Raw genomic sequence first — 22,012 nt, 5'->3', positions numbered from 1 at the left:
ATCCCGGCATTCATGGAGTGGCGGCGAAATTGTGAAATAGTTGAGTTTCTAATTGCAGCGGCGTTAAAAGAATGACCGATCGCCTCGCTCGATAATCGCGATGATAGAAAATACGTTTGTAATAGCCGATGCATCCGCTTTATTAGGACGTTTGTTTGGCACATCCCCCCAAGCAGGGTAGGGAATCGCGCCTTATTTCGGGGGATTCACTTACAGAATACGTGGCGTGAGCATAGCCCGTTCTTTTCGCCCGTCGCAAGCATATTTTTCTATTTACATGCTGCAGCCGCGTAATCGAGTAATAGATGCAATTTCAATGCTTGTATCAAGCGACGCGGAATTTGCCATCCTCGTTCGTAGGCGATAATCTGTGCGGGCTTGACTTTCGCGTCGCCAGGTGTGAAATGTAGTCAGATGGCGGCTTTCGATGCACGGTGATCTACGTTACGGGTGAGCTATGCCTTCAGGAAAGTACATCGGCGATAAAACAGTCAGTTCGTCGTTTTCATGTCTTTGTGACAAGTCTCAAGCGCAGTATGCCAACCGCCGTATCAGTGCCGATCTGTCGCGGCGCGGCTTCGTCACCGGTCTCGCCGCTTCGATGCTGAGCCTGGTTCTGCCCGGTCTTGGCAATGCTCAAACCACCCAACCGCCAGCACCGCCGGACAAGCCGGTGCTGTTCACGAACTTCCGCTTGTTCGACGGCAAATCGTCGACGTTGCGTGACGGCCTCTATATGGTTGTCGAGGGTGACAGCATCAGCCAGTTGGGTCGGGGTCAACCGGCTTCGATCGACGGCAAAACGCTCGTCGATTGCGGTGGCAAGGTGATGATGCCCGGCATGATCGACATGCACTGGCACGCGCTGCTCGCGGCAGTGCCGATTCAGGTCATCCTTCAATCCGACATTGCTTTCGTCCATCTTGCGGCAAGCGCTGAAGCCGAACGTACGCTACTGCGCGGCTTCACGACGATACGCGACGCGGGCGGCCCGTCATTCGCGCTGAAGCAGGCAATCGATAGCGGCATGATTTCCGGGCCGCGAATCTATCCGTCCGGCGCGATGATCACGACCACCGGGGGTCACGGCGATTTTCGTGCGCTGAGCGATCTGCCGCGCGCCGGCAACCAGGTCACCCAACTGGAACGGGACGGTGGCTTCGCGATCGCCGACAGCGAAGACGAAGTCCGCTTGCGGGTGCGCGAGCAGTTCATTCAGGGCGCGACGCAGATCAAGCTGGTCGGAGCCGGTGGGGTATCGACGCCGCGCAGCCCGCTCGACATGCTCACGTTTACCGAAAAGCAGTTGCGCGCGGCCGTCGAAACAGCGGCCGACTGGGGCACCTATGTCCTCTCGCATGCGTACACGCCCGAAGCGGTTCAGCGCTCCGTTGCGGCAGGCGTGCAGTGCATCGAGCACGGTCATCTGATGGACGACAGGACTGCGGCGTTGATGGCGAAGAACGGCACGTGGTTGAGCACGCAGCCGTTCGTCAACGAAGACGACGCGGGTCCGCTCGCCCCACCGATCCGCGAAAAATTTCTTCAGGTGATCGCGGGCACCGACAGGGTTTTCAAACTCGCGCGCAAGCATGGCATCAAGGTCGCGTTCGGCACGGACCTGATCTTTTCGCAGGCCGTGGCCGCACGGCAAGGCACGATGCTCACGCATATGAAGGCGTGGTATGGCGCAGCCGAAGCATTGGGCATCGCAACGGGCACCAATGGCCAGCTACTCGCGCTGTCCGGGCACCGCAATCCGTACCCGCGCAAGCTCGGTGTACTCGAGGAAGGTGCGTACGCCGATCTGCTGCTCGTCGACGGCAATCCGCTCGAGAATCTCGACCTGATCGCGAACCCGGAGCAGAACCTGCGCATCGTGATGAAGGATGGAAAGTTCTACAAGAACACGCTGAAAGCGTAATCAACAATACAGGCGGGCGCGCAACCTGGCGCGCCCGCATTCGCTACACCGTCACACTATTTAGCCGTGCCCCTGCAGACGGATGTCGCGCGACGATGCGCCGACGTACACCGAGCTGCCCGGCACATAGAGCCAACGGTTGCTCGTCGTATCCCACACGCTCTGCATGCGCTGCGTCACGACAACGTGCACACGACGCGATTCGCCCGGGTTCAGACCCACCTTGTCCCAGCCGACGAGACGCCGCGGCGGTTCACCCTGATACGGCACGCCGAGGTACACCTGCGGCACTTCCGCACCGGCGACGCGACCATCGTTACGCACGTTGAACGACACGTCGATCAGGCCGCCCGGCAGATGCTGAACCGACAGACCCGAGTAGGCGAAGTGCGTGTACGACAGGCCATAGCCAAACTCGAACATCGGCGTAATGTTCTGCGAGTCGTACCAGCGATAGCCCATATCGAGCTTCTCGGCGTACACCGGGTTCGCCGCAAACGCGCCATTCGTGCCCCACGTCGGCGTATCCTGGTCGCGCACCGGGAACGTGACGGGCAGCTTGCCGGAAGGATTGACCTTGCCGAACAGCACGTTCGCAATCGCATTGCCGCCGCCTTCGCCCGGATACCATGCTTCGATGATCGCCGATACGCTATCCTTCCACGGCATCAGCACCGGGTTGCCGCTTTCGACGACGACGATCGTGTGCGGATTGGCCGCCGCAACCGCTTCGACGAGTGCATCCTGGTTGGTCGGATTCGCGAGGCCCAGGCTCGGCAGATCGCCGATATCCTCACCGGCCGGCTGCGCGACCACGACGATCGCGACGTCGGAGTTGGCCGCCAGCGTGGCCGCCTGGGTGATCTGCTGCTGCGTGTAGGCGGCAAACGGCGACTGCTGATCGCTGTTGCCGGCGAAGGTCACGGTGGCCTGCGGCGCGAGCGCCTTGATCGCCGACACGATCGGCGTGTTCAGCTTCAGCCACGGGTTGGTCCACCAGCTGCAGCCCGTCTCCGTGCCGAACGTCAAGCCGCCGCAACCGGCGAACGCGCCCGTCACCGGATCGCGCGTGTTGCCTGAACCGCCGCCCGTCAGCACCGCCGCGTCGGCATGGCCGCCGATCACCGCGATACGCGACAGCGAACCAGCGGCGAGCGGCAACTGATTGCTGGCGTTCTTCAGCAGTACCATCGACTGCTCTTCGACCGACTGCGTGAAGGCTCTCGCGGCCGAGAAGTCGATGGTCGCGCCACCCTTCGGCGGATCGTCCATCACGCCCGTGCGGATCATCACATACAGCTTGCGCTCGACCATGTCGTCGAGGCGCGCGGTCGACACCGAGCCGTTCGCGATCGCCTGTTTGACCAGCGTGGGCGTCAGATAGACGGTCGAACCGACGTCTTCCTCCTCGTCGAGACCCGCATTGATCGCCGGTGCCGTGCTATGCGTCGCGCCCCAGTCCGACTGCACCTGACCTTCGAAGTGCCAGTCGTTCTTCAGCACGTCGTTGAGAATGTGCGGGTTCTCGCAGGCCTGGATGCCGTTGACCTCGTTGTAGCTGCACATCACGCTGCCGGGCTGCGCGCGGCGCGCGGCGATTTCGAACGGCAGCAGATAGAGCTCGCGCATCGTGCGCTCGTCGATCTGGCTATTGCCGCCGCCGCGGTTATGTTCCTGCTCGTTGCCCATGTAGTGCTTGATCGTCGCGATGACCTTCTGGCTTTGCGTGCCGTCGGTGCGCTCGGCGAGCATCTCGCCGGCAAGCACCGGATCTTCGCCGAGATACTCGAAGAGCCGGCCACCGCGTGGCTCACGCGCGAGGTTGGTGCCACCGCCGAGCCCCATGCCGAAGCCCTGCTGACGCAACTGGATCGCGATCTGCTTGCCGAAGTTCCACGACAGCGCGCGGTCCCAGCTCGCCGCTACCGCGAGCGTCGCCGGGAAGGTCGTCGATGGCTGGTTGGTGCTGCCCGAACCCGTGGCCGAGTCGACCATGTTCAGGTCGGGAATGCCGAGACGCGGCACGCCCTGAATATAGCCCGCGCCGCCGCCCGGCACGGCGGACATCGCGTACTCCGAGTGAATGAACTGCAGCTTTTCGTCGATCGTCATCTTGTTGACGAGCGTTTCCGCGCGCCGATGCGCCGCTGCCGACGCGAACGCGTTCAGCACCGTCGACATGGGCGCGAAGTCGAGACCAGGAGTGGGAATTTCCGCGTGCGCAGCGGCGCTCACGGCCGCCGCTATCGCGACGGCCGGCCATAGTTTCTTCTGCATAGGTGTCTCTCCGAAATTGTGCTTTTCTGGGGCAACGGAGTGCGTCGGGGGGTGGGAAACGGACGCGAAAACAGGCATGCAGCGATGACTGCAAACGTTTGCCTGTGGGAAGAAGAATCGGCGCAACTGGATGGGCTGTAGCGACTCTTCGTGGTGAGTAATGTAGGAATGTAGTCTCACTACAGCATCGGTATTTATACCAATACGTGTAATTTTATGCGTAATGGGGCGTAAGGCTTTTCCGACACAGGCTAATTGAAAGTTAGCGAATCAAAACGAATAAAGAGTCGGCAATTTTGTGGGGGTTTTTATTCAAATTGGTGAGCGGGCATTTGCGCATTGACAACAAAAAAGCCGTCGTCTAGTTTACTGGAAACTGCATCCCTTAAACTGGATTACATGGACATCAACGCCCAGATCGCGCGCCGGATCAAGGAACTGCGCGACGCTCAAAATTGGTCGCTCGATGCACTGGCCGAGCGCAGCAAAGTCAGCCGCTCGAATATCTCGCTGATCGAGCGCGCTCAGAGCAGCCCTACCGCGACCGTGCTCGACAAACTCGCGACCGCGTTGAACGTGCCGCTCGCGTCGCTATTCGAGCAGGATGGCGCGCCGGCTCCCGAGCCATCGCCGGTCAGTCGCGCGACCGAGCAGGCGGTGTGGACCGATCCGAGCTCGGGGTATGTGCGACGTCATCTGTCGCCAACCGCGCGCTCGGCGATCCAGTTGGTCGAGGTCAACTTTCCCGCCGGTCAGCGCGTCAGTTACGAAACCGGGGCGCGCGACGCGGACATTCATCAACAGGTGTGGATGCTCGACGGGTCGATGGAAATCACGGTCGGCGACACCAGCTGGCGGCTCAAGACCGGTGACTGCCTGGCAATGCGGCTCGACAGCCCGACCGTGTTCCGTAACCCCACTCGCAAACGCGCGCGCTATCTCGTCGCGCTGACCACATCGCCAGTCAACGAACGGAGAAACGGATGAGCGATAACGTGACCATACGGCGCGTGGGCGCGAACGAAGCTTCGGCCTGCGTCGAAGCGCTCGCCGACGTGCTGATCGACTGCGTGGAAGGCGGAGCATCGGTCAGCTTCATGCTGCCGATCTCGCGTAACACGGCGCTCGCGTTCTGGCGCAACGTCGTGGAAAGCGTCGCGCGTGGCGAGCGCGTATTGCTGATCGCCGAAGATCACAGCGGCGATATCGTGGGCACCGTGCAGTTGATTACCGCGCAACCCGAAAATCAGCCACATCGCGCCGACGTCGCGAAGATGCTCGTGCACAGAAAAGCACGCCGGCGCGGCGTCGCGCACGCTCTGATGAGCGAACTCGATCGCATCGCGCGGGAAGAGAAGAAATCGGTTCTCGTGCTCGACACCGTGACCGGCGGCGATGCCGAGCGACTCTATCAGCGCGCCGGCTGGCAACGCGTCGGCAGCGTGCCGAATTACGCGCTGATGCCCGACGGGGCGTTTTGCGACACGACCTTCTATTGCAAGCAACTTTGACCCGCACCAGCGCTCATTCGCTTACTGCGACTGACGCGACCTCGCGTCCCAATCGCTGCACGCGAATCAGCGGCACGAGCGACACGGCGAGGCATGCGAGCACCATTGCCGCACTCACCGCGAGCAACGCGTGGTCGATGGCCTGCACGAGCGCGACGCGCGCCGCGGCGATCAGCGCGTCGCCGTCGAACCCTGCCGCGTGGGCATCGCGAATGAAGCTCGCGACGTCGCGAGACGTCAGCAGTACTTGCGGGCTGTGCGCGGCGGGCGCAACCCACGGCGCGTCCGTATCGATACCGTGCCCTTGCAAAACATCGGCCACCCGTTGGCGATACAGCACGTGCACGATTGTGCCGACCACGGCCGTTCCAATCATGCCGCCCACCATCCGCGCCGACTGGATCATAGCGGTCGCAATGCCAAGCTGACGCTTGCCCGCCACCTGCTGCGCAAACACGGTCAGATTCGGCATCACGAGACCGATCCCTACGCCGCCCGCAGTCAATGCGGCCATCAACGCATGACCGGTCTCCATGCGTTCGGCCGCGACGCCCCAACACGCCACGCCCAGCAACGCGAAGCCGACGTACAGCAGCACGTTGGGCTTACGCAGACGCGTGACGACGCGCGTATTCGCGATCGTGCCGACGGTGATGCATAGCACGAGCGGCGTCACCATCACGCCGGCGCGATCCGCGTTGAGACCCATGCCGCCTTGCAGCAGCAACGGCACATAGAACAGCAGCGCGAACATCGCCAAGCCCATCAGCATCGACAACGCGAGCAACGCGATGATGGCCCGCTCGCGCAGCAACGCCGGCGGCAGAATCGGATCGGCCGCGCGCAGTTCCTCGCGCACGAGCAGCGCGCCCGCGCTCAATGCCACCACGCCGAACGCGATCGTCGAAACCTTCAGCGTCTGCTGCGCGAGCGATTCGACGAGCAGTTGCAACGCACCGAGTCCGGCTGCGATCAACAATGCGCCGCGCCAGTCCGGGCTCAGCTTGCCGCGCAGTTGATGGCGAATGTTCGGCAGATGTCGGGCAGTCAGATAAAGACTGAGCACGCCGACCGGAAGGTTGACGAGAAACGCGGAGCGCCAGCCGTAGTGCTCGCTCAGAAAGCCGCCCAGCGAAGGCCCTACCGCATTCGCGACGCCGAACGCGCTCGAAAACAGCACCTGCCAGCGCAGACGCACGACGGGATCGGGAAACAGATCGGGAATCGACGCGAAGCAGGTGCCCACCAGCATGCCGCCACCGATCCCTTGCAACGCGCGAAACAGCACCAGCGCCTGCATGCTGTGCGCGGCACCGCACAGCACCGACGCGGCCGTGAACACGACGATCGCGATCACGATCAACGGCTTGCGTCCGAACCAGTCACCGAGCCGCCCGAAGATCGGCACCGTGATGACCGAGGCGAGCAGATACGCAGTCGCGACCCACGCATAGAGATTAAAGCCTTTCAGCTCGGCGACGATGGTAGGCAACGCGGTGCCGACCACGGTCTGATCGATCGCGACCATCATCACGACGCTCGACAAGCCAAGCATCGCAAAGAGCGACTGACGGAACGAGCGGGCCGTGTTGGGCGGCGATGTCCCGTGCGGTATGGCGCCGGGTGGCGTGCCGTTGCTCATCGGCGTTCAGGCGCGCTGTGCGGCCGCTTCGCGAGCGACATGCTTGCGCCACGCGAGCCCGGCGAGCGCAACGTCCTGCAAGCCGATGCCGACCGCCTTGTAGACGACGATGTCCTCGGACCGCACGCGTGCGCTGGCGCGCCCTTCCAGCACGTCGCCGAGTTCGACTACGTTGCGCCAGTCGAACGTGCCGGGCGCGGCCTGCACCAGGTCGCCGGCCTCTTCCCTTGCCTGTTCATGCAGTTCAACCACGATGCGCGACGCGCGCGCGAGCGTCGTGTCGTCGAGCTCGCGCGTGTAGGGCAGGCTCGACCCGATGGCCGCGACCATCGCACCGGGCGCAAGCGTCGCGCCATCGAACAGCGCACCGGTCGCGCGCGTCGCGGTGACGATCACGTCGGCATCATGCACCGCCTCGGCGGCTTCGCCTGCGGTGGCCTTCACGCCGCGCGCACGGTGACGCGCGTTGAGTTCGTCGACGACCTGCTCCACGTTATCGAGGCCGACGATTCTGAACGACTGCAAACCGGTATGCGCGGCGAGCGCCTGCGCATGCGCGCGCCCCTGCACGCCGGTGCCGAAAATCGCGACGGCGCGCGCATCTTCGCGCGCGAGCGCTCGCACCGCGAGCACCGTGGTCGCGGCCGTGCGGATTCGCGTGAGCGCGTTCGCGTCGAGCGTGGCGAGCGGGCGGCCGTCGTCGGTTGAAAACAGCACGATCGAGAACGAGAAGCGGCCGTTGATCGTCGTGTACACCTTCGCGCCGGTCACGCCAGCTTCGGGCAACACGGCGCCGAGCGTCGATAGCTTCACGCCGCCCGCTTCGGTGCGCACGCGCCGCTGCACCGCCGCGCGTCCCCGCGACAGTGCGCGAAACGCCTGCTCGAGCGTCGGGATCGCTTCGTCGAAACCCACGAGCGCATCGATCTGCGCGTCGTTCAGATGAATCATGGAGAATGCTTCCTTGTGCGAATCTGATGACTGGATGGCGCGCGTGCCGCGCGCTACACGAGCGCCGCTGCGGCGTGCTGGAACGTAAAGCTGTCCGAGTACAGATGATCCACGCTCGCGCCCTTCGCGATGAAAGCGGCCTTCGCCTCGGCGATCATCGCGGGCGAGCCGCACAGATAGACCGCGTGCTCCGACAGGTCCGCATGGTCCTCGCACACCGCATGCTGCACATAGCCGCGCCGCCCGCTCCATGCTGTGTCCGCGCGCGACAACACCGGCACATAGCGGAACTCGTAGAGACGCTCCGCCCAGCGGCCGATTTCGTCATGCAGATACAGGCCGTCGGCCGTTCTCGCGCCCCAGTACAGCGCGACGGGCGGGCAATCGGGATCGTCCATCAGCGATTCGAGCATCGCTTTCACCGGCGCCAGGCCGGTGCCGGTCGCGACCATCAGCAACGGACGATAGTCCTCTTCGTGCAGTCGGAATCCGCCGAGCGGCAGTTCCACGTCGAGGCGGTCGCCCGGTTTGAGCTGCGCCACCACACGATCGGTGAACCGGCCGCCCGCGATCTTCCGCACATGAAAGTCGACGAGGCCGCCCGCGCGCGCGGCGGATGCCATCGAGAAGCTGCGATGACTACCGTCTTCGAGCATCACGTTCATGTACTGACCGGGCCGGTAGATCATTTCGGCATCCTCTGGAAGCGCGAGCGTGAGGTGCGTGACGTCGTGCGCCAGCAAGCGTACCGCCTCGACGCGCACCGTATGACGCGCCGGCTCCGATGTCGGCGCACCGGCGTGGCCCGCGCCGATCACAATGTCGCTGCGCGGCCGCGCCTGACACGCGAGCGCAAATCCCGCCTGCGCCTCCTCCTCGGTGAGTCCGAGCGGAAACTCCTCGTAGTCGAGCGTGCCCTCGTGCACTTTCACGCGGCACGTGCCGCAACCGCCGAACTGACAATCGTGCGCAAGCGGCACGTCCGCGCGTAGCGCGGCGGCGAGCAGCGATTCGTCGCGCTCGGCGCTGAAACACGCTCCTGTTTCGAGCACCTGAATCCGGTATGACATGACGCCACCTCATGACGATGCGATGCGAACGACAGGACCGCCGGCATGCACAGGCGGCCCGTGGCGTCATTTCTTGATGTCGGCTTCCACGAGCACGCTATGCCCCTGCGCCGCGAGCAGATCGTGCAGCCCCTGCAAAGCGGCGAGGCCGCACTGCGTGTCCTGCTCGCCGTTGCCGCCGCTCAGGCCCACACCACCCACCACCTGGCCATCGACGACAACAGGAAAACCGCCGACGAATGCCGCAAACTTACCCTCGAAGCTCCATTGAATGCCGAACGCTTCGTTGCCCGGCAACGCGGGACCGTTGGGCCGCTGGGTGAACAGATGCGTCGAGCGCTTGTGGCCGGCTGCCGTGAACGCCTTGTTCCACGCAATCTGCGGCCCAGTGATGCGCGCGCCGTCCATCCGTTCGAGCGCGAGCGGATAGCCGCCCTCGTCGACGATGCAGACCGATTCGAGCACGTCGATCTGCTGCGCCCGGCCGATGGCCGCGCGGATCATTTCGCGCGCTTCGGCCAGTTCCAGGCGAAATATCTGTTTCATTGCAACCCCCTCATTGTTGATTGATTCATTGATTCGGAAAGCTGATCTCGCCGCTCTCAGATGCCGCGATAGACCGTCTTGATCTGCGTATAGAACTCGAGACCGCCACGCCCCGATTCGCGAAACGTCGACGTGCTCGAACGCTTGAGCCCCCCGAACGGCGCGTTGATCGCGTTGCCCGTCGTCGTTCGGTTGATCTTCACGGTGCCCGCCTCGATGTCGTCCGCGAAGCGATGCATGTGGCGTGCATTCGACGTGACGATCGCGGCGCAGAGCCCATACTCGGTGTCGTTCGCCTTCGCGATCGCGTCCTCGTAGCTGGTCACGGTGACGATCGCGATCACCGGCCCAAAGATTTCTTCGCGGCAGATACGCATGTCCTGCGTCACGTCGGTGAAGATCGCCGGCGTGACGTAATAGCCGTGCTCGTAATCGGGACCGCTCAGGCGCTCGCCGCCGTACAGATGCGTGGCCTGTGCCTTGCCGGAGGCCACGTAGTCGAGCACGGTGTCGAGCTGCGTCCGGGTCGCGAGCGGGCCGATGTCCATGCCGGGCGTGAGGCCGCTGCCGATCTTGAGCGTCTTCACTTTAGCGAGCAGTTTCTCGCTGAACGCATCGCGCACGCTCTGCATGACCAGCACGCGGCTCGTGCCGGTGCAGGCCTGGCCCGTCAGCGAGAAGCCACCCTTGATCGTCAGGTCGACGGCGCGGTCGAGATCCGCGTCGTCCATCACGATCAGCGGGTTCTTGCCGCCGAGTTCCATCTGCGTGCGCGTGGTCAGCGGTAGGGAGCGATGAATCTGTTCGCCAGCGGCGGTCGAACCGGTGAACGACACGGCCCTGACGACCGGCGACGCGGTAATGACGGAGCCGATTTCCGACGCGCGTCCCGTGATGAAATTCAGTACACCCGATGGAATGCCCGCCTGCGCGAATGCTTCGGCGAGCCGGTAGCCGATCAGCGGCGCATCCGACGACGGTTTGAAGATCACCGTATTACCGGCGATCAGCGCCGGCGCGATCTTGCGCGCCGGGATCGAGATCGGAAAATTCCACGGTGTAATCACGGCGACGACGCCGAGGGGTTCGCGCTGCGTGTGGACGGTCATGTCGGGATCGTCGCTCGGGAACGTCTCGCCGGCATACGACTGACCTTCCACCGCATAGAAACGCAGCACCTGCGCCGAGCGCAGAATTTCGTCCCTGCTCTGCGCGAGCGGCTTGCCTTCTTCGCGCGTGAGTTCGTTCGCGAATCCGTCCGCATGCTGTTCGAGCCACGCCGCCGCGCGATTGAGAACGGCCGCGCGCTGCGCGACCGGCGTGCGCCGCCACGCGGCGAACGCGCCAGCCGCCGCGGCCAGCGCGGCGCGCGCGTCCTCGGCCGAAGACGCCTGGAAGCGGCCGACGATGTCGCGCGTATCGGCGGGATTCACGTTGTCGAACGTGCCGCCGCTCACGCTGGCGGTCCACTCGCCCGCGATGAGATTCTTGAACTCTGGTGTTGCCGGATTGCTCATGACGGATACCTGTGCTGTTGCCGCAATGGCCGGCGCCATGCCGGCCGGCTGGCTCGCGGCGATGCCAACGGAAGACGGCGCCGCGTTGCGCGCGCCGCCGCGGGTTCAACTCGCGAGTTCGAGTTCGGGCAGCGCCAGGTCCTGCTCGACGTAGTCGTAATAGAGCGCGGTCGTATAAAGCAGACGCATCTGCGCGCCGATCTCGCAGATCTTCAGGCAGCGTTGCTGCAACTCGGGCGTGTCGGCATGTTCGAGCACGATCTGATAGCCGCGCTCGCCATGAATCTCGTCCGACACGATGTGCAGATCGAAGAACTCCACTTCCTCGTCGGTGAACTGGTATTTGTCGCGCAGCGTCGGCGTCTGCTTGCGATAGATCGACGGCACCTGCGATTCGAGACCCACGACGAGCGCCGCGACCGCGACGATCGGGTCCTCGCGCATCGCCACCGAATAACACCATGCCTGCAGGCCACGCGTGGTCGGCGACATGTTGTCGGGATCTATCACGCGCTCGCGCGTCGTGCCGCACGCTTCGGCGAAACGGATCAGCAGATCGGTATGACGGTCACCGCCGATTTCCTCTTCGTACATGTTGGCGAGCAGAAAGTCCTTAGCCTCGGTGAAGCGGTCCGGCGTGCGCGCATAGATGTAGGCCAGATAGTCGGCGAACGGGCCCACGTAGTGATAGTGGTTCTCGGCCCAGCGCGCGAGATGCGCGCGGCTCAGCTTGCCGCTCGCCCACGCGATGCTGAACGGCGCCTTGTTCGCACTCTTGCCTTTGATGGCGTCCTCGAGCGCGGCGCGGAAGTCATCACGGTTCATCAATTCAGCCATTTCAAGCTCCTGACAGGTAGGGAAAAGGTTGGCGTTGTCGAAAGCCCGAATGCCGTCGGGCACGGAAGGAACAGTTGAGCTAGTGTAGCCTCTTTAATGCATACTGTATACCGCAATCTCTGAATTGCGCGAGCCGTTCTTGGGAAGAGCGCTCCGTCTACGCGCCGCTTCATTGCGGCCTCACCGCGGAAAGCCCTAAGAAAACTGGAACTAATGCGCGCCAACCGCCGCTGTCTTCGGCCCTCGCCGGGGCCCGTCCGGCAGTAGACGGTATACTATATCCTTTTTTTCAACTAGACTAGATCCGAGCGAATCACGGAGAGCGTTATGCCAACAGTGGTATTTCACAAAAACGGCGCGACCCATCAGGGCGAGGTCAAGGAGAACACCAACCTCGTCGTGCGCGCCGGCATCAGGCAATTCCCGTTTCCGCATCTGCGCTACGAATGCGGCATGGGCAAGTGCTCGAAGTGCGCGTGTCGCGTGATGTCCGGCGCGCAGTATCTGCCCGAGCCCAACTGGAAGGAAAAAAAACAGCTCGGCGAGCGGCTTGCGCAGGGTTATCGCCTCGCGTGCCAACTATGGATCGAGCACGACATCGAACTCGCGCAGGACGATCTGGAGCAGGCAGCATGAATACGCGCTCCGTCGCGGCCGGCACGCACGTGATTCTGACGAGCAAGCCCGGCCAGTACCGCACCGAGGCGACCGAAGGCATCGTGCCGCTCGCCACCTTCGACTACCTCTACGGCGGCCGGCATATCGCCACGTTCGTCATCGCCGCGCTCATGAAAGAAACGAAGATCAGGGTGATCGACGAAGCCACACCGTCGGCGGTCAATCTCGTTCCCACCAGGTTCCTCGAAAAATTCGCGACGCCTGAAGCCGCGCTCGAGTCGCTGCGGCAGCTCGCGGGCCATGGCAACGGCGCCGCGCAACTGACCCCGCGCTAGTTGCCGCGCCGTTTCATCCCCTCCTCTCCGAACCCAATACGTAAGCTTCCGAATGATCCAGATTACTTTCCTCAGCAACGACAACAAGTCGGTCAGCGCGCCGCCCAACAGCAATCTGCTGCGCGTCTCGCTGCGCGAAAAAGGCGGCATTCCGTTCAAATGCGGCGGCGGCTTGTGCGGCACCTGCAAATGCAAGGTCGAACACGGCATCGAACATACCGATAGCGTGAAGGACAAGGAAAAACGCCATCTGAGCGAAGACGAAATCAAAGCTGGCTATCGGATGGCCTGTCAGACTTTCGTCAATGGCAATGTCAGCGTGTCATGGTGAGTTAGCAACACAACGTAGTGAGTCAAACTGGGACGCCGGCTTCGATGCACTGAAGCCGGCGTTTTTGCTTGTCGTTGCGAGGCGTAAGACGTAGGCCGCAACTCGCGGGCAAAGCGCGCCGACGATCAAACCGCCAAGGCCTTGCGCATCGGCAAACCAACGCGCAAGGCCCGGCAAAAACCGCGCGGACGACACGCGCGTCCCGCCCCCCATCACCAGATCAGAATCGCCACCAACGTCGACACCACCAGGCCGCACACCACCGGCAGCAACAGATTGCGCACCGCCTGCAACACCGGCACACGCGCGAAGCTCGCCACCGCCGCGAGCGCCGACCATGCGGTCAGCGTCTTGCCGGTCCACACCGAACCCATCTGGCCGATCGCCGCGAGGGTCGACACGTCGAAGCCCACCGTGCGGCCGAGCGCGCCCGCCAGCGCGCCGGTCAAGGGCAAACCGGCGAAGCCCGAGCCGTCGATGCCCGTCACCATGCCGGCCAGCAGAATGCCGTACGAGACGAAGAACGCGTTGTGCGGAATGTAGACCTCGCCCGCTTTCACGAGATCGGCAAGCAGGCCGGGGGCATGGGTACCGGCGGGCAAGCCGAGGATCGGCGCCGCAGTGCCGGCCACGCCGATGAAGAAGAAGCCCGCAATCGGCAGCACCGAGCTCATCGCGCGAAACGAAAACACGAAGCCCTCGGTGACGTGCTCGGCCGTGCTGCGGCAGATCGCGCGATAGTCGCGCGCAGCGGCTACCGCCACCATCAGCAACGCGGAGACGCCGCCGACGAGCGCCGCGGCCGCTGCACCGCTCGCGCCCTTGAAGCCGGGGATCAGATGCGGCAACACCATGTAAGCGACGATCGCGAGAAAGGCGACGGGGATCACGATCGCGAAGCAGCGGGACCAGCGCTCCTGCCACGGCGTCAACAGGTCGCGCGACGACAACAACGCCCGCGAGCCGCTCGCGCCGCTGACCTGGCCGCCGTCGCCGACCGACGCATGCTGCGGTTTGCCGCGCCGGATGCGCGCGCGACTCGTGCCGGCCGCGGGCGTGACAACGGTATTCGCCGTGACCTGGGTCGCTTCCCAGCGTTCGAGATGGCGCGCATCGGGTGCCTGGATCTGCTTGCGGATACGCAGATAGGCGATCAGGAACGCGATGCCGCCCGTGATCAGCGACAGCAGCAGCGCCTTGTCGGCAACGTCCGGCATCGCGACCGCGGCCGCTTTCGCGCTGATGCCCGGCGCGACCTTGATCACGTAATCCGACGACAAGGCCGTGCCGAGTCCCGCGATGCCGATGCACAACGCCGCGCCCAGCGGCGGCACGCCCGCGTAAATCGCGGCCGGCAGCAGAATGCCGGCGATCAACGGCACGGCCGGCGTCGGCCAGAAGAACAGCGACAACACGTAGCTCACGAAGCCGAGCACGAAGAAGCCGACGTGCCCGTTGACCATGACCGCGCGAAACGGCTGGACCATGCGCACATCCGCGTTGATCCGTTTCAGCGCGTTGAGCAACGCGGTCATCAGCGAAATCACGAGGAAGATATTGAACAGCTCGCGCGCCGCCGTAAGCGGCGCGAAGAACACCGCTTCGATCGCGGTCGACACCTGGCCGGAAAACGCGTAGACGGTGGCGAAGGTCGCGAGAATCGCGGGCGCGACGACGTTGGCGCGAAACACCAGCGTCGCGATGATAGAGACGACACCACACAGATAAACCCAGTGCGCCGACGTTAGAACGACGTGAGATTCCATTGCTTCTCCTGACTGCGCGGACCTGCGAGCGCGGGTGGAATGCGGCTGATTTGAGATAACCGATTGGTATACTATGTACTAAATAAAACCGGATCAACGACTGCTTGCTTGAGGTTTACCCGCATTCGTCGCGGCATTTCAAAGCAGAAGAATCGAGCGGCAGCAGCCACGAGGAAGCGGGGCGCGTGCTTCAATGCCCCGCCAGACAAGGCCGAGCCTGCTATTTCCGTATAAGGTCTACAGTATTCGTGACGTGCACTGAGGTAAAATCGCCTGCATCACACGCCATCAGCAACACAGGTTGGAGATCCTTATGAACACTGAAGCGGACACGACCGCGGCAAGCGGCGCACAGGGGCAATCGAGCGCGCCGATCATGCATCAGCAGCTGTCGCATCTCGTCACCGCGCGGCTGCGCGAAGCAATCGTCTCGGGCACGTACGTGCCCGGCGAGCGGCTGGTCGAAGGACGCATCGCCCAGGAGCTCGACGTCTCGCGCGTGCCGGTACGCGAAGCGCTTCGCGCGCTCGCCTCGGAAGGCCTCGTCGAAGTGCGGCCGCGGCACGGCGCGGTGGTCGCGTCGCTGCAGCCGTCGGCGGCACGCGAAATGATCCAGATCCGCGCGACGCTCGAGGGACTCAACGCCCGGCTCGCCGCCGAACATCGAACGCCCGAACTGGTCGGCCAGATCGAACAGGTGCTCGCTGAAGGCAAGGCAAAAGTCGACGCCGGCGAGACGGCCGGCCTGCTCGAACTCAACGCGCGTTTTCACGACCTGCTCTACGCGGCCGGGGCCAATACGATTCTGAGCGACCTGATGCGCTCGTTGCGCGACCGCACGCGCATGCTGTTCACGAACGCGAGCGATGCGGAAGTCCGCCAGACCTGGGACGAACACGCCGCGATCCTGCGCGCGGTGCAGTCGGGCGATGCGACGCTGTCGGCGCTGCTCGCCGAGCGGCATGTGATGCGCGCCGCCCAGCACTATCTGGCGAACAATGCGCGTTGAAACGGCCTTTGAAACGCGCGGCATAGGAAGCGAGGCGCGGCACACGCCACCGCGCTCGCTTTACGCCACCCGATAATTTCGTCGACTACGCTGCAAGCCACTTGACAGGCTGAATTTGGCGATAGACGGTATACAACATACCGCCCATCAATCGCCCTCTCAGGCCTTTCATGACACCAAGCTCCTCCCCACCCGCCGCCAGTCAGGCGGCGCGCTACCGTTACGCCACTGTCCAGCAGGCCGCGCACGACATGCGCGCCGGCGAGATCGACGCCGTCTCGCTCGTCGCCGCGTGCGAAGCCGCATTCGAGGCCGACAACGGCCTGCTGAACGCGGTCGTCGTATCCGATTTCGACGCCGCCTACGCCACCGCCGAAGCACGCGACGAGGAACGGCGCGGGGGGCGGCTGCGCGGCCCCTTGCACGGCATTCCGTTTACGATCAAGGAATCTTTCGACGTCCGCGGCTGGCCGACGACCCTTGGCGACCCCGCGCATCGCGAGAACATCGCGAGCGCCCATGCGGACGTCGTGCAACGCCTGCTCGACGCGGGCGCGGTGCTGCTCGGCAAGACCAACGTGCCGATCTATCTGCGCGACTGGCAAAGCTATAACGACCTCTACGGCACGACCCGCAATCCGCGCGATCCGTCCCGCACGCCGGGCGGTTCGTCGGGTGGCAGCGCGGCGGCCGTCTGCGCGGGCATGTCATTCTTCGACGTCGGCTCGGATGTCGGCTCATCGATCCGCAACCCCGCGCATTTCTGCGGCGTCTTCTCGCACAAGACCACGCATGGCATCGTGTCGCTGAAAGGCCATGGCATCGGCGGCGGCATGGCGCAGCCCGACATCAACGGCGCGGGTCCGCTCGCGCGCTCGGCGCGCGACCTCGAACTCGTGCTCCGCGCGATCGCCGGTCCGGCCGGCGAAGCCGCGAGCGCGCTGCGGCTCGCACTGCCACCCTGCGAGCGCACGGACCTGCGTGAATTCCGCTTCGGCATACTGACCAATCATCCGCTCGCCGACGTCGACGGCCCGGTAGAGGCGTGCCTCACGCGTCTTGGCCGGCAGCTCGAAGACGCCGGTGCGACGGTGGTCTGGGACGCGCGCCCCGCGCTCGACGCCGCGCAACTGATGCGCGCCTACGTGCTGCTGCTGCGCGCGTCGACCTCGCACTATCTCGACGACGACGCCTTCGCCGCCGCGCTCACAGCAAGCGCCGCCGTGCCCGCCGACGCGTCGTCGTACGCCGCCTTGCAATACGCGGGCACCGCGTTGCGTCACCGCGACTGGCTGCTGCTGCAAAAGCAGCGCGACGCGTTTTGCGAAGCATGGCGCGAGCTGTTCGGCACGATCGACGTGCTGCTGTGCCCCGCCGCCGCGACCGCCGCCTTCACGCTCGACGAAACCGGGGCGCCGTGGCAGCGCACGCTCGACGTCAACGGCCGCCCGCAGCCGATGACGACCCAGCTGTTCTGGGCCGGCCACTCGGGTCTGTGCGGCCTGCCATCGACCGTGGCCCGCGCCGGCACGACCGCGGACGGCCTGCCGATCGGCGTGCAGATCGTCGCGCCGCTCTATCACGACCTGCGTTCGCTGCGGGTGGCCGCGCTGCTCGAGCAGGCGGGACTGTCGTTCGTCGCGCCACCGCTATAACACCCACTCGCATTCTGGAGGCGCCAGCCGCCACCTCATCCTCGCCCGGAGTCCTCCATCATGGTCTGGTTCGAATCGCTGTCGAAGAACGAGAAGAAAGCCTTTGCGGGCGCGTTCATGGGTCATGCCGTCGATGTGTACGACTTCATGATCTACTCGTTCCTGATTCCCGTGCTCGCCGCGACCTGGCACATGAACAAGGCCATCGCGGGCAGCATCGTCACCTACACGCTGATCGCGTCGCTCGTCGGTGCGATCGGCGCGGGCCTGCTCGCCGACCGCTTCGGGCGCGTGCGCATTCTGCGCTGGACCATCGTGCTATTCGCGCTCGCGTGCTTCGCGTGCGGCTTCGCCAACTCGCCACTACAGCTCGCGCTGTTTCGCATGCTGCAGGGGCTCGGCTTCGGTGGCGAATCGTCGCTATGCATGGTGCTCGTGACCGAGATCATCAGGAATCCCGCGCATCGCGGCAAATTCTCCGGCTTCGCGGCGAGCAGTTATTCGTTTGGCTGGGCCGCCGCGGCGATCGTCTATAGCGTGCTGTTTTCGTGGCTGCCGGCGGAGTGGGCGTGGCGCGGCTGCTTTTTTATCGGCATCGTGCCGGCGCTGCTGGTTGTGTATCTTCGGCGCGATCTGAAAGAGCCCGAAGCGTTCTCGCGCGCGCTCGGAAAACAGCACTCGCCCGCCGCCTTGGAAGGACTACGCCGTGTCTGCGCGCGGCCGCTCGCCGGCAAGACGATCCTGTGCAGTCTGCTGTCGGGCGGCATGCTCGGCAGCTACTATGCGATCGCGACGTGGATGCCGACCTATCTGAAGCTCGAACGCGGCCTGTCGATCTTCGGCACGAGCGCCTATCTCGCGATCATGATCCTCGGCTCGTTCGTGGGCTACGTGCTCGGTGCGTATTCGTCGGACCGCATCGGCCGACGCCTCACGTATATCGTGTTCGCGGCGGGCGCGTTTTCCATGGCGCTCGCCTATATGGCGATTCCCGCGTCGAACGGCGCGATGCTCGTGCTCGGCTTTCTGCTCGGCGTGCTGATGCAGGGAACGTTCTCGGGCATCGCCGCGACGATCTCGGAGAGCTACCCGAACGAAATTCGCGCGACCGGCTACGGCGTGGCCTACAACATGGGGCGCGTCATCGGCTCGCTGTTCCCGCTTGGCGTGGGCTGGCTCAGCACCGGTCATATGGCGCTCGACTCCGCGATTCCGCTGGTCGCGGGCGTCGGTTATCTGTGCGTGATCGTCACCGCGTGGATTCTGCCCGAGACCAACGGCATCAGCCTCGATTCGCTCAGCGGCGAGCAGACCGATTCAAGTGCTTTGATCGAACCGATGGGTGTCGCCGCCCGCGTGGCCCAATCCGGCTCCGGGCGCGACGCTCGCTAACACTTCACCTGTCTCGCACCAGGGCGGCGTCCACGCAAGTATTTGAAAATTTCAACTACTTGCCTATAATGCCTGCACTGCGTATGACACGGACAGCGGAGCAAATTCTTGTATTCGGACTTCCTGACTTTCAGGCTCGATCTGACCAGCGCGTTGCTGATCAACCGCGCGAACCTGGTCTACCGCGAGCGCTGGGATCTCGACGTGCGTGCGTTGCGCGTGCTGCGCCTCGTCTGCGCGGAGCCCGACATCACGCCCAAATCCGTTTCACAGCGCGCGCTGATCGAAAAAACGCTGCTTTCCAAAGTCCTCGCCGAGCTTGAAACGCGCGGCCTGATCACGCGCAACATGCATGCGTCGGACCGCCGCAGTATCGCGTTGCGTGCCACGGCGCACGGCCTCGAAGTCGCGCAGGCGTCCGAAGCGGTGGGCACCGAACTCGAGGTCGAGCTGGCGAAGGCGCTCAGCGCGAACGAACGCAAAACGCTCGAACGTCTGCTTGGCAAGCTTTCGCACAGCCTGCTCGAAAGCGAGTCCGCAAGCGCGCCGCCTGCGCGATCCTGACGGACGGTCCGCATTCCGCCGCCTTCCTTCCCTGGCGTTCATGGCAACAAGGAGCCCTCCATGTCGAAGCTGATCGAAACGATGTCGAGCGCGATCGACGCGCTGCTGCCTGAACTCGAAGCGATCTACAAAGACCTGCACGCGCACCCCGAACTGTCGATGCAGGAGGTGCGCACCGCGGGCATCGTCGCGGACTACGTGGAAAAGCTCGGTTACGAGGTGACGCGCAACGTCGGCGTGACGGGCGTCGTTGCGTTGCTGCGCAACGGCGACGGTCCCACCGTGATGCTGCGCGCCGACATGGACGCGCTGCCGATGGCCGAAGCGACCGGCCTGCCCTATGCGAGCACGGTGAGGGCGAAAGACGAAGACGGGCTCGAAGTCGGCGTCGCGCATTCGTGCGGCCACGACATGCACGTCACATGGCTGCTCGGCGTCGCGCGTCTGATGGCAGGGCATCGCGACGCATGGCGCGGCACGCTGATGGCCGTGTTCCAGCCCGGTGAGGAAGTCGGCCGCGGCGCGCGCAGCATGCTCGACGACGGCATGACCACGCGCTTTCCGAAGCCCGACGTGATTCTCGGCCAGCACGTGATGGTCGGCGCGGCGGGCTCGGTCGGCTATCGCAGCGGCACGATCCTGTCGGCCGGCGACAGCATCAAGATCAAGCTGTTCGGGCGCGGCGCGCACGGCTCGCAGCCGCAGACGTCGATCGATCCCGTGATCATGGCAGCGTCGACGACCTTGCGTCTGCAAACCATCGTGTCGCGCGAAATCGCGCCGAGCGACAGCGCCGTGCTGACCATCGGTTCGCTGCAAGCCGGCACGAAAGAGAACATCATCCCCGACGACGCGACGCTGAAGCTCAACATGCGCACTTACGACGATGACGTGCGCGAGTACATGCTCGGCGCGATTCGCCGCATCTGCTGCGCCGAATGCGTGGCGTCGAACGCGCCGCGCGAGCCAGAATTCACGACACTATCGAGCTACCCGCTGACGATCAACGACGCGGCCACGACCGAGCGCGTGCGCAACGCGTTCGAGGCGCGGTTCGGCGAGCGCGCGTACGAATCGCCGCCGGCCGCCGCAAGCGAAGACTTCAGCGTGTTCGGCCGCGAATGGAACGTGCCGTACTCGTTCTGGTTCGTCGGCGGCACCGAGCCCGAAGTGTTCCGCCAGGCGCTCGCCGCGAAAAAACTCAACGAAATTCCGAGCAATCACTCGCCGAAATTCGCGCCTGTGCTCGACCCGACCCTGCGCACGGGCCTCGAAGCCATGCTGTGCGCGGCCGGTGCCTGGCTCGATCAACACGAAACCACTCAGTGAATTCACACGCCGTCTACACCATTCTCGACCTGATCGGCACCTTCGTATTCGCGATCAGCGGCGCGGTGGCCGCGCGTCAACGACGGCTCGACCTGCTCGGCATCGTCGTGATCGCCTTCATGGTCGCGTGCGGCGGCGGCATCGTGCGCGACCTGTGCATCGGCGCGATCCCGCCTGCGGGGCTGTCGAACTGGCGCTATCTGGCGACCGCGCTCGCCGCGTCGGCCGTGACGATTCTCGCGTATCCGCAGGTGCGCCGGCTGCGTCAGCCGGTGCTGTTCTTCGATGCGATCGGGCTCGGTCTGTTCGCGGTGTCGGGCGCGCAGAAAGCGCTCACGTATGGCCACAATGCCGAACTCGCGATTCTGCTCGGCGTCGTCAGCGCGGTGGGCGGCGGAGTGATGCGCGACGTCGTGCTCTCGCGCGTACCCGCGATTCTCGAGCGCGAAATCTATGCGTCGGCCGCGCTGTTCGGCGCGGCGGTGCAGGTCGGTTTTTCGTACGCGGGCTGGACGGACTGGTGGACGCCGTGGTTCGCGACGTTGGCTTGCGTGTTGGTGCGGCTCGCGTCGCTGCGCTACGGCTGGCGGCTGCCGGTCTTCCAGGGCAGACGCACGGCCGAGACACGCGACAATCCATAACAGGTCCTGCGCGCTTCAGCTCGCGGTTTGCGGAATCAGCACCGCCGCCGCGCCACGTTGTCTCGTGCGTTCCACCGGCTCTCTCCGTTCATTCCAC

20 protein-coding genes are annotated in these 22,012 nt (G+C 64.3%); 12 read left to right on the top strand and 8 right to left on the bottom strand.

All coding sequences use genetic code 11. The features are described from left to right. Positions 1–601: 601 nt before the first annotated feature. Positions 602–1,924 carry an amidohydrolase family protein gene (locus tag OKW37_RS24850; protein ID WP_429404413.1) on the top strand — a complete coding sequence of 441 codons (1,323 nt, stop codon included), beginning with the start codon at positions 602–604 and terminating at the stop codon, positions 1,922–1,924. A 60-nt stretch (positions 1,925–1,984) separates the two neighbouring features. On the opposite strand, the gene OKW37_RS24845 is transcribed toward OKW37_RS24850, so the two are convergent. Then, the gene (locus OKW37_RS24845) at positions 1,985–4,201 is read right to left on the bottom strand and encodes a beta-glucosidase (RefSeq protein ID WP_429404175.1); all 2,217 of its coding nucleotides are present in this window, start codon (positions 4,199–4,201) and stop codon (positions 1,985–1,987) included. Positions 4,202–4,600: 399 nt separating this feature from the next. On the opposite strand from OKW37_RS24845, the gene OKW37_RS24840 reads away from it, so the two are divergent. Beyond that, positions 4,601–5,188, top strand: a complete 588-nt coding sequence (locus tag OKW37_RS24840) for a helix-turn-helix domain-containing protein (protein ID WP_429404173.1) — start codon at positions 4,601–4,603, stop codon at positions 5,186–5,188. Further along, the gene (locus OKW37_RS24835; protein WP_429404171.1) at positions 5,185–5,712 is read left to right on the top strand and encodes an N-acetyltransferase family protein; all 528 of its coding nucleotides are present in this window, start codon (positions 5,185–5,187) and stop codon (positions 5,710–5,712) included. Before OKW37_RS24840 ends, OKW37_RS24835 begins: the two co-directional genes overlap by 4 nt. Before the next feature lie 13 nt (positions 5,713–5,725). Here the strand turns inward: OKW37_RS24835 and OKW37_RS24830 are convergent, their stop codons facing one another. The 6 genes from OKW37_RS24830 to OKW37_RS24805 form a co-directional block, all read right to left on the bottom strand. Beyond that, positions 5,726–7,354 carry an MFS transporter gene (locus tag OKW37_RS24830; RefSeq protein ID WP_429404169.1) on the bottom strand — a complete coding sequence of 543 codons (1,629 nt, stop codon included), beginning with the start codon at positions 7,352–7,354 and terminating at the stop codon, positions 5,726–5,728. A 6-nt stretch (positions 7,355–7,360) separates the two neighbouring features. Further along, complete coding sequence (locus tag OKW37_RS24825; RefSeq protein WP_429404167.1) at positions 7,361–8,305, bottom strand: ornithine cyclodeaminase family protein; 945 nt, start codon at positions 8,303–8,305, stop codon at positions 7,361–7,363. A 53-nt stretch (positions 8,306–8,358) separates the two neighbouring features. Further along, positions 8,359–9,375 carry a 2Fe-2S iron-sulfur cluster-binding protein gene (locus OKW37_RS24820; RefSeq protein ID WP_429404165.1) on the bottom strand — a complete coding sequence of 339 codons (1,017 nt, stop codon included), beginning with the start codon at positions 9,373–9,375 and terminating at the stop codon, positions 8,359–8,361. 66 nt (positions 9,376–9,441) lie between these two features. Next, entirely contained in the window at positions 9,442–9,921 is a 480-nt protein-coding gene (locus OKW37_RS24815; protein ID WP_184061585.1) for a GlcG/HbpS family heme-binding protein, read from the bottom strand. A gap of 56 nt (positions 9,922–9,977) precedes the next feature. Continuing rightward, the gene (locus OKW37_RS24810; RefSeq protein ID WP_429404162.1) at positions 9,978–11,438 is read right to left on the bottom strand and encodes an aldehyde dehydrogenase family protein; all 1,461 of its coding nucleotides are present in this window, start codon (positions 11,436–11,438) and stop codon (positions 9,978–9,980) included. Positions 11,439–11,543: 105 nt separating this feature from the next. After that, positions 11,544–12,275 carry a TenA family transcriptional regulator gene (locus tag OKW37_RS24805; RefSeq protein ID WP_090807609.1) on the bottom strand — a complete coding sequence of 244 codons (732 nt, stop codon included), beginning with the start codon at positions 12,273–12,275 and terminating at the stop codon, positions 11,544–11,546. Between the two features lie 327 nt (positions 12,276–12,602). Between OKW37_RS24805 and OKW37_RS24800 the strand changes: the two genes are divergently transcribed. The 3 genes from OKW37_RS24800 to OKW37_RS24790 are packed head-to-tail and all read left to right on the top strand — an operon-like array spanning position 12,603 to position 13,559. Next, the gene (locus tag OKW37_RS24800; protein WP_184061583.1) at positions 12,603–12,911 is read left to right on the top strand and encodes a 2Fe-2S iron-sulfur cluster-binding protein; all 309 of its coding nucleotides are present in this window, start codon (positions 12,603–12,605) and stop codon (positions 12,909–12,911) included. Then, entirely contained in the window at positions 12,908–13,228 is a 321-nt protein-coding gene (locus OKW37_RS24795; RefSeq protein WP_187610618.1) for a hypothetical protein, read from the top strand. Before OKW37_RS24800 ends, OKW37_RS24795 begins: the two co-directional genes overlap by 4 nt. A 52-nt stretch (positions 13,229–13,280) precedes the next feature. Next, positions 13,281–13,559 (top strand): 2Fe-2S iron-sulfur cluster-binding protein, encoded by a 279-nt coding sequence (locus tag OKW37_RS24790; protein WP_090807615.1) that lies wholly within the window; start codon positions 13,281–13,283, stop codon positions 13,557–13,559. Positions 13,560–13,771: 212 nt separating this feature from the next. On the opposite strand, the gene OKW37_RS24785 is transcribed toward OKW37_RS24790, so the two are convergent. Continuing rightward, positions 13,772–15,325: a hypothetical protein gene (locus OKW37_RS24785; protein ID WP_429352943.1), complete on the bottom strand. Its 1,554-nt coding sequence runs from the start codon at positions 15,323–15,325 to the stop codon at positions 13,772–13,774. Between the two features lie 313 nt (positions 15,326–15,638). Here OKW37_RS24785 and OKW37_RS24780 point away from each other — a divergent pair, with 313 nt between their 5' ends. From OKW37_RS24780 to OKW37_RS24755, 6 genes are all read left to right on the top strand, one after another. Next, positions 15,639–16,334, top strand: a complete 696-nt coding sequence (locus OKW37_RS24780; RefSeq protein WP_429404159.1) for a GntR family transcriptional regulator — start codon at positions 15,639–15,641, stop codon at positions 16,332–16,334. A 170-nt stretch (positions 16,335–16,504) separates the two neighbouring features. After that, the gene (locus tag OKW37_RS24775; RefSeq protein ID WP_429404157.1) at positions 16,505–17,989 is read left to right on the top strand and encodes an amidase; all 1,485 of its coding nucleotides are present in this window, start codon (positions 16,505–16,507) and stop codon (positions 17,987–17,989) included. Positions 17,990–18,046: 57 nt separating this feature from the next. Then, on the top strand, positions 18,047–19,381 hold the full coding sequence (locus OKW37_RS24770) for an MFS transporter (RefSeq protein ID WP_429404411.1): 1,335 nt from the start codon (positions 18,047–18,049) through the stop codon (positions 19,379–19,381). Positions 19,382–19,489: 108 nt separating this feature from the next. Beyond that, positions 19,490–19,945: a MarR family winged helix-turn-helix transcriptional regulator gene (locus tag OKW37_RS24765; protein ID WP_187610620.1), complete on the top strand. Its 456-nt coding sequence runs from the start codon at positions 19,490–19,492 to the stop codon at positions 19,943–19,945. A gap of 60 nt (positions 19,946–20,005) precedes the next feature. Then, positions 20,006–21,274, top strand: coding sequence for a M20 family metallopeptidase (locus OKW37_RS24760; RefSeq protein ID WP_429404155.1), 1,269 nt, complete (start codon positions 20,006–20,008; stop codon positions 21,272–21,274). Then, complete coding sequence (locus OKW37_RS24755) at positions 21,271–21,915, top strand: trimeric intracellular cation channel family protein (protein WP_429404153.1); 645 nt, start codon at positions 21,271–21,273, stop codon at positions 21,913–21,915. Before OKW37_RS24760 ends, OKW37_RS24755 begins: the two co-directional genes overlap by 4 nt. Positions 21,916–22,012: the final 97 nt, after the last annotated feature.

It is taken from the genome of Paraburkholderia sp. MM5482-R2 (assembly GCF_050436125.1).
GTDB lineage: Bacteria > Pseudomonadota > Gammaproteobacteria > Burkholderiales > Burkholderiaceae > Paraburkholderia > Paraburkholderia tuberum.
Note: the sequence above shows the minus strand (reverse complement) of the source record. Positions and strands in the feature narration are given on the sequence as shown.